At 60.2% G+C, this 11,358-nt stretch carries 10 protein-coding genes; 4 read left to right on the top strand and 6 right to left on the bottom strand.

Translation table 11 applies throughout. The annotated features are described in order from the left end of the window. Positions 1–121 precede the first annotated feature (121 nt). Positions 122–1,084 carry a zinc-binding dehydrogenase gene (locus ACW9I6_RS25310; protein WP_087694978.1) on the bottom strand — a complete coding sequence of 321 codons (963 nt, stop codon included), beginning with the start codon at positions 1,082–1,084 and terminating at the stop codon, positions 122–124. A gap of 138 nt (positions 1,085–1,222) precedes the next feature. On the opposite strand from ACW9I6_RS25310, the gene ACW9I6_RS25305 reads away from it, so the two are divergent. Next, positions 1,223–3,304 (top strand): carboxy terminal-processing peptidase, encoded by a 2,082-nt coding sequence (locus ACW9I6_RS25305; RefSeq protein ID WP_023659269.1) that lies wholly within the window; start codon positions 1,223–1,225, stop codon positions 3,302–3,304. Between the two features lie 112 nt (positions 3,305–3,416). After that, positions 3,417–5,195, top strand: a complete 1,779-nt coding sequence (locus tag ACW9I6_RS25300) for a bifunctional diguanylate cyclase/phosphodiesterase (RefSeq protein WP_023659268.1) — start codon at positions 3,417–3,419, stop codon at positions 5,193–5,195. Position 5,196: 1 nt separating this feature from the next. Here ACW9I6_RS25300 and ACW9I6_RS25295 read toward each other — a convergent pair whose 3' ends face one another. The 5 genes from ACW9I6_RS25295 to ACW9I6_RS25275 form a co-directional block, all read right to left on the bottom strand. Further along, positions 5,197–5,583, bottom strand: coding sequence for an SEL1-like repeat protein (locus ACW9I6_RS25295; protein WP_087694979.1), 387 nt, complete (start codon positions 5,581–5,583; stop codon positions 5,197–5,199). Then, on the bottom strand, positions 5,583–5,954 hold the full coding sequence (locus tag ACW9I6_RS25290) for a hypothetical protein (protein ID WP_003211116.1): 372 nt from the start codon (positions 5,952–5,954) through the stop codon (positions 5,583–5,585). Before ACW9I6_RS25290 ends, ACW9I6_RS25295 begins: the two co-directional genes overlap by 1 nt. Next, entirely contained in the window at positions 5,951–6,289 is a 339-nt protein-coding gene (locus ACW9I6_RS25285; RefSeq protein ID WP_177068222.1) for a helix-turn-helix domain-containing protein, read from the bottom strand. The genes ACW9I6_RS25290 and ACW9I6_RS25285 overlap by 4 nt, the downstream gene beginning before the upstream one ends. Positions 6,290–6,386: 97 nt before the next feature. Then, positions 6,387–6,842 carry a YkvA family protein gene (locus tag ACW9I6_RS25280; RefSeq protein ID WP_003211120.1) on the bottom strand — a complete coding sequence of 152 codons (456 nt, stop codon included), beginning with the start codon at positions 6,840–6,842 and terminating at the stop codon, positions 6,387–6,389. A gap of 463 nt (positions 6,843–7,305) precedes the next feature. After that, positions 7,306–8,046 carry an FKBP-type peptidyl-prolyl cis-trans isomerase gene (locus ACW9I6_RS25275; RefSeq protein ID WP_003211122.1) on the bottom strand — a complete coding sequence of 247 codons (741 nt, stop codon included), beginning with the start codon at positions 8,044–8,046 and terminating at the stop codon, positions 7,306–7,308. A 246-nt stretch (positions 8,047–8,292) separates the two neighbouring features. Between ACW9I6_RS25275 and ACW9I6_RS25270 the strand changes: the two genes are divergently transcribed. Beyond that, positions 8,293–10,104 carry a di-heme-cytochrome C peroxidase gene (locus ACW9I6_RS25270; protein ID WP_457339969.1) on the top strand — a complete coding sequence of 604 codons (1,812 nt, stop codon included), beginning with the start codon at positions 8,293–8,295 and terminating at the stop codon, positions 10,102–10,104. 31 nt (positions 10,105–10,135) lie between these two features. Then, entirely contained in the window at positions 10,136–11,266 is a 1,131-nt protein-coding gene (locus ACW9I6_RS25265; protein WP_003211127.1) for a catalase family protein, read from the top strand. The last annotated feature ends 92 nt before the right edge of the window (positions 11,267–11,358 follow it).

Raw genomic sequence — 11,358 nt, 5'->3', positions numbered from 1 at the left:
GCTTACTTTTGCGCTCTTCAAAAGTGAGCCGCTGTAAGAGCGGAACCAATAGTCGTCGTTACGAAAATAACGGATATACACCCAGCCCAACTCCCCCCCAACACAAATGTCGCATCTGAAATCAGGTCAGACTCTCGTCAATCACCAACACCAGCTTCCCGGAAATCCGATTAGTCGCCAGCTCCGCAAACGCAGCCTCGGCATCCTTGATCGGAAACGTCCTGGCCAGTTGCGGACTCAAGCGCCCCTCGGCAAACAACGGCCAAACATGCTGGCTCAAGTCACTGAACAAGTCAGCCTTGAACTGATCATCCCGACTGCGCAACGTCGACCCCAACACCTGCACACGCTTGGCCAACACCTGCGCCAGATCGATCTGCGCCTCACGCCCCCCCATCAACCCAATCAACACCCAGCGCCCATCACGCGCCACCAGCTTGAGATTCAGCGCCGCATAATTCCCCCCCACCGGGTCAAGAATCACATCGAACGGTCCAAAATCCCTCAAGCCCTCGATGCCGTCAGTACGTACCACACCCCCCTGAGCCCCCAGCGCTTCACAGTACGCAAGGCGATCCGCCGACCCCACGCTGACCCAGCACGGGCTGCCAAACGCCTTGCACAACTGAATCGCCGCCGAGCCCACCCCACTGGCACCGGCATGCAACAACACCTTCTCGCCGGGCTTGAGGCCCGCCAACTGGAACAGGTTCAACCACGCGGTGCTGTATACCTCGGGCAACCCGGCCGCTTCCACCAGGGACACACCCTCCGGCACCGGCAGCACATGCCGCGCATCCACCACCACTTCTTCAGCCATCCCGCCGCCAGCCAGCAAGGCGCAAACCCGATCCCCCACTTGCCACGACGAACCGGCGCCGACTTCGCTGATCACCCCGGAACACTCCAGGCCCAGCACCTGGCTGGCACCGGGAGGTGGCGGATAAAGCCCCGAACGCTGTAATAAATCGGCGCGATTCAGGCCCGCAGCCGCCACGCGAATGCGTACTTGGCCTACATCGCATGTAGGACTTGGCTCTTCTTGCCACTCCACATGACCTTCAACGCCTTGCAATGCTTTCACAGTGCCTCCATAGTGAGTCTGGACTGAGCCCGTTGCTGTAGCGTCGGGCTTTTTGCATTATGCGACCGGCCCATATGGAACCGGCGACTTCAAAGACGGCCTAATATGCGTTATCAATTGCCCCCGCGTCGAATCAGCATGAAGCATTTGTTCCCCAGCACCGCCCTCGCTCTTTTTATCGGTATCGGCCTTTTGCCGCTGTCGAGCAATACGTTCGCAGCCAACAGCTGGGACAACCTTCAGCCTGATCGCGATGAGGTGATTGCCAGCCTTAACGTCGTCGAGTTGCTCAAGCGCCACCATTACAGCAAGCCGCCGTTGGACGACGCTCGTTCGGTGATCATTTACGACAGCTACCTCAAGCTGTTGGATCCCTCGCGCAGCTATTTCCTGGCCAGCGACATCACCGAGTTCGACAAGTGGAAGACGCAGTTCGACGACTTCCTCAAGAGCGGTGACCTACAGCCCGGCTTCACCATCTACAAGCGCTACCTGGACCGCGTCAAAGCGCGTCTGGACTTCGCCATTGGTGAGCTGGACAAAGGTGTCGACAAGTTCGACTTCACCAAGAAAGAGACCTTGCTGGTTGACCGCAAGGACGCTCCTTGGCTGACCACCGAAGCCGAGCTGGACGACCTGTGGCGCAAGCGCGTCAAGGATGAAGTCCTGCGCTTGAAGATCGCCGGCAAAGAGCCGAAGGCCATCCAGGAACTGTTGACCAAGCGCTACAAGAATCAGCTGGCACGTCTGGATCAGACCCGTGCCGAAGATATCTTCCAGGCCTACATCAACACCTTCGCAATGTCCTACGACCCGCACACCAATTATCTGTCGCCAGATAACGCGGAAAATTTCGATATCAACATGAGTCTGTCGCTGGAAGGCATCGGTGCCGTCCTGCAAAGCGATAACGACCAGGTGAAGATCGTGCGTCTGGTGCCGGCAGGTCCGGCCGACAAGACCAAGCAGGTTGCCCCGGCCGACAAGATCATCGGTGTGGCCCAGGCCGACAAAGAGATGGTCGACGTGGTCGGCTGGCGCCTGGATGAAGTGGTCAAGCTGATCCGCGGGCCGAAAGGCAGCGTGGTGCGCCTGGAAGTGATTCCGCACACCAACGCACCGAACGACCAGACCAGCAAGATCGTGTCCATCACCCGTGAAGCGGTGAAACTCGAAGACCAGGCCGTCCAGAAGCAAGTCCTCAACCTCAAGCAGGATGGCAAGGACTACAAGCTCGGCGTGGTGGTGATCCCGGCGTTCTACCTGGACTTCAAAGCGTTCCGCGCCGGTGATCCGGACTACAAGAGCACCACCCGCGACGTTAAGAAAATCCTCACAGAATTGCAGAAGGAAAAAGTCGACGGCGTGGTCATCGACCTGCGCAACAACGGCGGCGGTTCCCTGCAGGAAGCCACCGAGCTGACCAGCCTGTTTATCGACAAGGGTCCGACCGTGCTGGTGCGTAACGCTGACGGCCGTGTCGACGTGCTGGAAGACGAGAACCCGGGTGCCTTCTACAAAGGGCCGATGGCGTTGCTGGTCAACCGCCTCTCGGCATCCGCCTCGGAGATTTTTGCCGGCGCGATGCAGGACTACCACCGTGCGCTGATCATCGGCGGCCAGACCTTCGGCAAAGGCACCGTGCAGACCATCCAGCCGCTGAACCATGGCGAGCTGAAACTGACCCTGGCCAAGTTCTACCGGGTTTCCGGGCAGAGCACCCAGCATCAGGGCGTACTGCCGGACGTCGATTTCCCGTCGATCATCGATACCAAGGAAATCGGCGAGAGCGCCCTGCCCGAGGCGATGCCGTGGGACACTATCCGTCCTGCGATCAAGCCTGCGGTAGACCCGTTCAAACCGTACATCGCAGAGTTGAAAGCTGATCACGAAGCCCGCTCCGCCAAGGATGCCGAGTTCATCTTTATCCGCGACAAGCTGGCCCTGGCCAAGAAGTTGATGGAAGAGAAAACCGTCAGCCTGAACGAAGCCGACCGTCGTGCGCAGCACACCGACATCGAGAATCAGCAACTGGTGCTGGAGAACGCCCGCCGCAAGGCCAAAGGCGAAGCTCCACTCAAGGAGCTGAAGAAAGAAGACGAAGACGCGATCGCCGCCGAGCCTGATAAAACCAAGCCGGAAGATGATGCCTACCTGAGCGAGACCGGGCGCATCCTGCTGGACTACTTGAAAATCAGCAAGACGGTGGCCAAGCAGTAAATGATGGCGATTTAATGTGAACGCTCCTCGGAGTGTCATCAAATAGACATCATTCTGTCGTGAAATGAAGGACCTGCCAAAGCAGGTCCTTTTTTTTCGACCCGAGAAAATCATGACCATGACCGAACAGCTGAATGCATTGGGCTCAATCCTGGCTCAAGGCAGTTTGCACAGCCTGTTCCAACCCATCATTTCCCTGTCTGAACGACGCGTCATCGGTTATGAAGCCCTCAGTCGCGGCCCGTCCAACAGCCCGTTGCACTCTCCTGTCGCACTGTTCTCCGTGGCCCGTCACGCCGGGCGTCTCAGTGAGCTGGAGATGGTCTGCCGGGAAAGTGCCTGCCGGCGGTTCAGCGAGCAGAAACTGCCGGGCAAGCTGTTTCTCAACGTCTCACCCGAATCCCTGCTGGAGACCGCCCACCAGCCTGGCCGTACCCTGCAACTGCTCAGCGACTTCGGCATCCCGCCCAGCCAGGTGGTGATCGAACTGACCGAGCAAACCCCGACCGACGATTTTCAACTGCTGCAAACCGCGCTGCACCACTACCGCGCCATGGGCTTTTCGATTGCCCTGGATGACCTGGGTGCCGGCTATTCCAGCCTGCGGCTGTGGTCGGAGCTGCGCCCGGACTACGTGAAGATCGATCGACACTTTATCGACGGCATCCACCAGGACGCCCTCAAGCGCGAGTTTGTCGGCTCCATCCTGCAAATCGCCAAGGCCTCCCGGGCCCAGGTCATCGCCGAAGGCATCGAGTTGCCGGAAGAGTTGGCGGTGCTCACGGAAATGGGCGTTGACCTGGTGCAGGGCTACCTGCTCTGCCGCCCCCAGGAACACCCGCCGCAGGAAGCGCGGTTGATGCTGCCCAAGCCCGACAACGCCAACGTCGCGCTGAACGACGAAGGCAGCGACCTCAGCGCCCTGCTCAACGAACAGCCGGCCGTGGGCCAGCACACTGCCACGGCGCAGGTTTTGGAAGCCTTCCGGCGCCAGGCCAACCTTAATTCCCTGGCGGTGCTGGATGAGCGTGGCCACCCGATTGGCATCGTGCACCGGCACTCGCTGTCAGATGCGCTGCTCAAGCCGTTCGCCACCGATCTGTTCGCCCGCAAGCCCATCAGCCGATTGATGAGTGATGACTTTCTCGCCGTGGAACTGAGCCAGTCCTTGCAGCAGGTCAGCCGCCTGCTCACCAGTCGCGCACGCCAGCGGATCGAGGAAGATTTCATCATCACCCTCAACGGCGATTATCTGGGGCTGGGCCGGGTGATCGATGTGCTCAAGCTGATTACCGAGCTGAAAATCCAGCAGGCACGCTATGCCAACCCGCTGACCTTGCTGCCGGGCAACGTCCCCATCCAGCAGTGCCTGACGCGGCTGTTGCAGCAACAACGCGAGTCTGTGATCTGCTACGTCGATATCGACAGTTTCAAGCCATTCAACGATATCTACGGCTATGGCCGGGGCGATGAAGTGCTGCTGTGCCTGGCGCAATGCCTGAACGACCGGGTAGACCCCAGCCGCGACTTCGTCGGGCATATCGGCGGTGATGACTTTTTGCTGGTGCTGGGGCCGCAGGATTGGCGCAAGCGGCTGAACCAGTTGCTGGACGACTTCCACACCCAGTGCCGGCGCTTCTATCGCAGCGAGCATCTGGACGCGGGCTGTTTCGTTGCACTGAACCGCCAGGGCGTGCGCCAGGAGTTTGCGCTGCTGTCGCTGTCCATCGGCGTGGTGCATTTGTATCCACAGGCCTGTGGACAACTCGATGCCAGCCAGTTGGCGGAACTGGCCTCGCAAGCCAAGCACCACGCGAAGAACGTGGCGGGCTACAGCATTCATGTGATTGACAGCCTGGAGTTGGGCCAGGCAGAACCGCAGCCGCTCTAGATCAGAGTTGCTCCAGGCGCATCTGCGCCAACGGGTGCCCGGCTCGGGCGGCGATTTTCCACCAGCGTGCTGCTTCCAGCGGATCAGGCGCCTTGCCAAGGCTGCCCGCAAGGCTCAACACCCCAACCTGGTAGGCCGCCTTGCCGTCGCCGGCCAGGGCCGCCAGCCGCAACAGTCGCACGCCTTCTTCACGGGCGCCAAGGCCCTTGCCACGAAACGTCAGGATATGTCCGTAGAAACTCTGTGCTCCTACGTCGCCCAGATTGGCCATGCGCGCGAACTGGCCTTCAAGCCACTGCCAGCCACGCGGCTGTCGCACGAACCAGGACCAATGAAACAACTTGCGCGCCAGCCAGTAACTGGCATACGCCTTGAGCTTCCAGAACACTACGCCTCCGCTGACTCGGGATAATCGTATTCAAATACTCGCACCACTTCGGATGCGTGCCACGACGCCGCGGCCACGCCATCGGACGGCCCGCAGAAGCGCCCGAGACGCTCCACACATTCAAAGAAACCGGTACGTGGCAGGCGACTGGCGCCCTGGCTGATCACCAGGGAACTGCGCAGTGGTTGGTCGGCCTTGGCATCCAGCGCCGCCAGGTGCTCCAGCGCAGCCGTCAGGGTCTGCATGGCCGGCGTGGGAAATTGCAGGCGCTCCAGCAAGGCGCGGTAGGTCAAGAGGTGGCGCTGTCGGCGCGCCTGGTCCAGCTCGTTGAGTAACCCATCCCAATGTTGACGGCTGATGCGTACGCTCACGTTTCGTCCCTCCAACCTGCAACGCCAAGTTCCCAGGCCAGGCTGCGGCGGATGGCAGCGTCCGGCTGGCGTTCACCGCTTTCGATCAGGCCCAGGTAAGACGGGCTGATGCCCACCGTGCGCGCCAGAACCTCGATGGCCAGGCCCTTGGCCTCGCGCAGGCTTCGCAGCTGCTCCAGGGGGCGCAGATCCGGTTCGGCAGTGGCTTGGCTAATGGTCGGAGCGGGAGGCGTTGGCTGTTGCTGACCGGCAGCTTTTAACAGCGCCTGATACTGAGCCCATGGCAGAACCGCATATTCGGGCTCGCCATCCTTTGTAATTATCTGAATATCCATGACTGCCCCGTAGGATCACAACACTTACTTCGTAAGTACTTTCCTTAGGAGTGTAATCCTAACAGCCACAAAGAGCGCAGGGGGATATTCCCAAGGTTCAGTTTTTTTTCAGGTGTTCTTGCGTAAGCAGCTGAGGCGTCGCAGGAAGGCGCTCAACCACCGCAAGTTTCTCGGGGAGCTGACGCTCGCGCCAGGCGCGAAAGGCGCTCAGTTCGCCGTCGAGGGTCTTCATGACCCACGCCAGCACAGCAATGTCGTCGAGCATGCCGAACACCGGGATAAAGTCCGGGATCGCATCAATCGGGCTCAGGAAGTACATCAACCCTGCCACTACCGAAATCAGCGCCTTGGGGCTGATGGCCCGGTACTCGCCGCGCCAGTAGGCCAGGCACAAGGCCTGGAGCAGCTTGAGGTCGTCCTTGAGCTTGCCCAGCCGGTTGCCCTGGCTCGAGCCTTTGGCGGCGACCGCGAACAGCAACGTCGGCAAGCGCCCACGGCCAAGCAGGCGAGCAGCCATGGGCAGGAAGCGGGTGAAATTAAACGGGGCTTTCATCGTCACTCCAGTTCCAGGCGACAGAAAAGGTTATCCACACAAATTGTGGATAACCTTGTGAACAGAGCCTATTTTCCAGGCTGAAAGCCACGTAATACAAGGCCTACAGTCAGATCGGGCGTTTTTTGCGCACATAAAAAAAACCCAAGAATTCATTGACTTGGAGATAATCTGCGTCTACCCGTACTCGGGTCTTTTATCAGACTGCTCTAGCCCGCATGGGTTCGGTTGAATTTGCCCTGGATTCAGCTGATCGTTCCCACGCTCTGCGTGGGGATGCCGCCTGTGGCGCTCCGCGCTTGCTGTTAGCGCTAGGCTTGAGCTATGCGCAATGGTGACGCAGAGCGTCACCGGATGCATTCCCACGCAGAGCGTGGGGACGATCGCAGAGCGTGGGAACGATCGCACAGGCCAGAAACAACAACGCCCCGTCGAGACGGGGCGTTGTGTGTTCAGGCGCTGATTACTTCTTGGCAGCAGGAGCCGCCGGTGCGTCAGGAGCGTCTGCCTTGGACGGGTCCTTGATGGCCAGCAGTTCCAGGTCGAATACCAGCACGGAGTTGGCTGGAATCGCCGGGCTCGGGCTCTGCGCGCCGTAGGCCAGGTCGGACGGGATGTACAACTCGACCTTCTCGCCAACGTGCATCAGTTGCAGGCCTTCGACCCAACCCGGAATCACGCCGCTGACCGGCAGGTCAATCGGGCTGCCGCGATCCACGGAGCTGTCAAAGGTGGTGCCGTTGGTGAGCTTGCCGGTGTAGTGAACAGTCACTACGTCGGTAGGCTTGGGTTGAGCACCGTCGGCTTTCTTCACGATCTTGTATTGCAGACCGGAAGCAGTGGTGACAACGCCGTCTTTCTTGGCGTTTTCTTCGAGGAATTTCTTGCCGGCGGTTGCCGACTCTTCGCTCATCTTGGCCATACGCTCTTCAGCACGTTTTTGCAGTGCGGCGAAGGCTTCGACCAGCTCGTCGTCTTTCAGCTTCTGTTCTTTCTTGCCGACGGCATCTTCGATGCCTTGGGCTACCGCTTTGGAGTCCAGGTCATCCATACCTTCTTGAGCAAGGCTTTTGCCCATGTTCAGGCCGATACCGTAGGAAGCTTTTTGCGCCGGGGTTTTCAGCTCTACGCTGGTTTGCGAATCACAACCCGCAAGTACCAGGCTAACCAGGGCCACCGCCGCCGCCAACCGATGCTGTTTCATGCTATTTCCTTGTTCGTGTGCCAAAAGGGCATTCGAGTAAAGTCGCGAGCTTATCAGGCGGCCACGACCAATGGCTACCGGCATGTGAGCAGGAAACTTCTGATAAGTTCACGTGTTTAAAAGCATTTTCATTCAATCCAGGGCCCTGCAACGGACGGCAGCAGCGCTGGAACGAGACTCATGGCCACTTGCCGCACTGCTGGCCTGATGGCATAAGAACGCTACAACTCGACAAGGATAGTTATCTTGCGCATTTTTTCCCGTGTTTTGCTGATGATTTTCATACTGCTGGGCCTGGTCCTGGCGGTGGTGCTCTATTACGTGGTCAACCCGAAGCTGCCGGTCTACGTGCCGGTGGAACAGGTGCACTATCAGGATCAATGGAGCGCCGCAGATCGCCAGACCTACTATTTCACGCCCCAGGGCACCCAGATCAAGGGCCTGCGTTATGCCTGGTTTACCGCACTGGAACTGCCGTTCTCCGAACAGCGTTTCGCCACGCCCGAGTACCTGGCGCGCTTCGGTTTCCTGGTAGATCCCAGGCAAGTGCCGACTGCACAAAATCCCGGCAACCTGCCGGTGGGTTTCGCCCGGCATAAAAATACTGGCAGCAATGATGAGTTTCTCGACATCACTTGCGCCGCCTGCCACACCGGCCAGTTGAACTTCAAAGGCCAGGGCCTGCGGGTCGACGGTGGCCCGGCGCAACATGTGCTGCCGTCCAGCGTGCCGACCCTGCGCGGCGGCAGCTTCGGCCAGGCACTGGTCGCCAGCCTGGCCTCGACCTACTACAACCCGTGGAAATTCGAGCGCTTTGCCCGCACCGTGCTGGGCCATGACTACAACGACCAGACCGCAGCGCAACTGCGCCAGGATTTCAAGAAGTCCCTGAACAACTTCCTCAAAGTTGCCTGGAACGACACCCACCGTGGCCTCTACCCCACCGAAGAAGGCCCGGGCCGCACCGACGCCTTTGGCCGTATCGCCAACGCCAGCTTTGGCGACGCCATTTCCCCCGACAACTACCGCATCGCCAACGCCCCGGTGGACTACCCGCAACTGTGGGACATCTGGACCTTCGACTGGGTGCAATGGAATGGCTCGGCCCAACAACCCATGGCCCGCAATATCGGCGAAGCCCTGGGCGTCGGCGCCACCCTGGACTTCTTCGACAGCGCCGGCCAGCCGCTCCAGGGCGATGCGCGCTACGCCTCCAGCGTGCGGGTTCGCGACCTGAATACCATCGAAGAAACCCTGCAACGGCTCAAGCCACCCACCTGGCCCGAAGACCTGTTCGGCGCCATCGACAAACCGCTGGCCGCCCAGGGTCGCGCACTGTTCGCGGAAAACTGCGCCGGCTGCCACGTGCCAGCGGTGTCCCAGGTCGATGGCCGCCCGGTGCGCCAGTTGAAAATGCTCCCGGTGGAGGTGATCGGCACCGACCCCGCTACTGCCAACAATATCGCTGACCACCGCTTCGACCTCAGCGCCCTGCAATGGGACCCGGCGGAGTTGGCGAAAATGAACGTCGAACTGCACCCCACGCCCACCGAGCCGCTGGACCTGCGCAGCCTCTCTTCAGCCAAAGGCCTGGCCTACATCACCGCCTTTGTCGAAGACCACGCCTACCGTGCCGCCGGTGTGACACCTGCCGAACGCCCGCGCCTGGACGGCTTCGGCCTGCCGATCGGCGTACGCGAATTGCGTGCCTACAAGGCACGGCCCCTGGCCGGGGTGTGGGCGACACCGCCGTTCCTGCACAACGGCTCGGTGCCGACGATCTACCAATTGCTCTCGCCTCAGGACGAGCGCAGCCCGACCTTCTATAAAGGCACCTTCGAATACGACCCGCGCCACCTGGGCTATCAAACCGCCGCGTTCCCCAACGCGTTCCTGTTCGATACGCGCATCACCGGCAACCACAACAGCGGCCACGAATTCCGTGCCGGGCAGCGTGGCAACGGGGTGATTGGCCGAGGCTTGCTGCCCCAGGAACGCTGGGCGCTGCTGGAATATTTGAAAGTGCTGGGCGGCCCGCTGGAACAGCAACTGCCCTGACCCAACCGACTTCGCAGAAAAGGATTTTTAAATGCTCGCTCGACTTTGGCTGCGCCTCGGCGCGTTTCTCGGCAAGACCCTGTTGTGGCTGGTGGGCCTGGGCCTGCTGGGCTGGTTGCTGTCCACCCTGTGGTTTGCCTGGCAGCACAGCGGCCCGGTATCGCCGGATGAACAGATCCCGCCGGGTGAAGCGGCCATGACCCAGGGCATCATCCAGACCGCCGTGCGCATCGTCGACCAACACCGCGAAGGCACGCGTTACCTGCGGGATGCGCATGCCAAGGCCCATGGCTGCGTGAAGGCCGAGGTCAGCGTACTGGCGGACCTCGACCCGGCCCTGCGCCAGGGCGTGTTCGCCGAGCCGGGCAAGACCTGGCAGGCGATGATGCGACTGTCCAACGGCAATGCGTATCCGCAGTTCGACAGCATCCGGGATGCCCGGGGGATGGCGATCAAGTTGCTGGACGTGCCAGGCAAACAGCTGCTGGCGGATCAGCAGGCGCGGGGTGAGCAGGACTTTGTGATGTTCAGCCATCCGAACTTTTTCGTCAGTGATGTGGCGGAGTATGCGCAGAACATTTCGGCTCAGGCCGATGGCAAGAAAGTCATGGCGTTTTTCCCCGGGGTGGATCCGCGCAGTTGGCAGGTGCGGCATTTGTTTATCGCGCTGGCGACGTTGGCGCCGCCGCCGGTGAGTCCTACGCAGACGACGTATTTCTCGGTGTCGCCGTATAAGTTCGGGGCGGCGAATGCGAAGTTTCGGGTGGCGCCGGATCCCCAGGGGTGTCCTGCGTATGTGCTGCCCAAACAGAATCAGGACCTGCCGAACTTTTTGCGCAGTGCGTTGAATCAGCAACTGTCGACGGACCGGGTGGCGGCGTGTTTTGTGTTGCAGATTCAGCGGCAGAATCCGCAGAAGTTCATGCCGATCGAGGACACCAGCATTGAATGGAAAGAGAGTGATGCGCCGTTTGAGACGGTGGCCAAGGTGGTGATTCCGGCGCAGGATTTTGATACGCCGGCGTTGAATCTGGCTTGTGATAATCAGTCGTTTAATCCGTGGTTTGGGGTGGAGGCGCATCGGCCGATTGGGGGGATTAACCGGTTGCGTAAGGCGGTGTATGAGGCGGTCAGTGATTACCGGCATAGCCGGAATTTGTAGCTCCGCGGTGTTGGGGACATATCCGTTATTTGGGTGGTGGCTTATATCGGTTCCGCTCTTACAGCGGCTCACTTTTGAAAAGCGCAAAAGTA

This window comes from Pseudomonas sp. SDO5522_S412 (assembly GCF_054071215.1).
Note: the sequence above shows the minus strand (reverse complement) of the source record. Positions and strands in the feature narration are given on the sequence as shown.

Excerpts from the sequence above, each read along its gene's own strand:
- ACW9I6_RS25305 (WP_023659269.1), top strand. The coding sequence starts at position 1,223 with ATGAAGCATTTGTTCCCCAGCACCGCCCTCGCTCTTTTTATCGGTATC.
- ACW9I6_RS25300 (WP_023659268.1), top strand. The coding sequence starts at position 3,417 with ATGACCATGACCGAACAGCTGAATGCATTGGGCTCAATCCTGGCTCAA.
- ACW9I6_RS25285 (WP_177068222.1), bottom strand. The coding sequence starts at position 6,289 with ATGGATATTCAGATAATTACAAAGGATGGCGAGCCCGAATATGCGGTT.
- ACW9I6_RS25280 (WP_003211120.1), bottom strand. The coding sequence starts at position 6,842 with ATGAAAGCCCCGTTTAATTTCACCCGCTTCCTGCCCATGGCTGCTCGC.
- ACW9I6_RS25275 (WP_003211122.1), bottom strand. The coding sequence starts at position 8,046 with ATGAAACAGCATCGGTTGGCGGCGGCGGTGGCCCTGGTTAGCCTGGTA.
- ACW9I6_RS25265 (WP_003211127.1), top strand. The coding sequence starts at position 10,136 with ATGCTCGCTCGACTTTGGCTGCGCCTCGGCGCGTTTCTCGGCAAGACC.